Annotated in this window: 1 protein-coding gene; it reads left to right on the top strand. The window is 47.9% G+C overall.

What is annotated here, in order from left to right:
- The coding region (locus tag ACFIO3_RS14520) for a phage tail tape measure protein (RefSeq protein WP_375704724.1) at nt 1–769 on the top strand (769 nt) is incomplete at both ends.

The following is a 769-nucleotide window of genomic DNA, read 5'->3' as shown; positions in this document are numbered from 1 at the left end:
GCTCGTGAAGTCTTAGAATTGATGACCAGTGCTAGCCAAGCAGGGATTGGTGAACAAGATTTAGAAGCTTTTAGCATTTATGCAGCCAAAGCGGCTGTTGCTTTTGATATGACGGGGGATCAGATTGGGGAGCGCTTTGCCAAGTTGCGCAATGTCTTTAAGCTTAATCAAGCAGGCATTGAAGATCTAGGCGATGCCATCAATCATCTCTCTAACCACATGGCGGCAAAGGCCAGTGAGGTGTCTGATTTTACCAATCGTGCCACCGGTGCAGCAACCATGTTTAAGTTGACAGCCCGCGAAACCGCGGCATTTGGTACAGCGATGATTTCTGCTGGGATTGTTCCTGAGAGTGCCGCGCGTGGTTTTAATGCGATGAGTGCGCGCATTCAGGCTGGGGGCAAACATATTGAAGATGCTTTTGCTAATATTGGGCTTTCCCGCGAAAAATTCATGCAAGATCTCGACAAAGATGCCACCGGTACCTTGGTGCGCTTTTTTAATGTGTTGGGCAAATCCGAACAAGGGATGCGTTCGCTGATTGCCATTGCGGGGCGCGATTTTACCGGCGATTTTGCCAAATTGATGGGTAACCCTGAATTGTTAGGGCAAGCTTTAGATTATGTGAAAGATCCACAAGTCTTTAAAGGCTCGGTAGAACAAGAAGCCGACAAACAAGCAACCGGTGCTATGCGACAATTTGAACTCTTACAAAACCGCATTGTGGCTTTGGGGATTAGCATTGGTGAAGTGCTTCTGCCTCCTCTCA

This window comes from Bartonella sp. AD328YNZD (assembly GCF_042196425.1).
The sequence above is the reverse complement of the archived record's forward strand: the minus strand, read 5'-3'. Positions and strand labels throughout refer to the sequence as shown.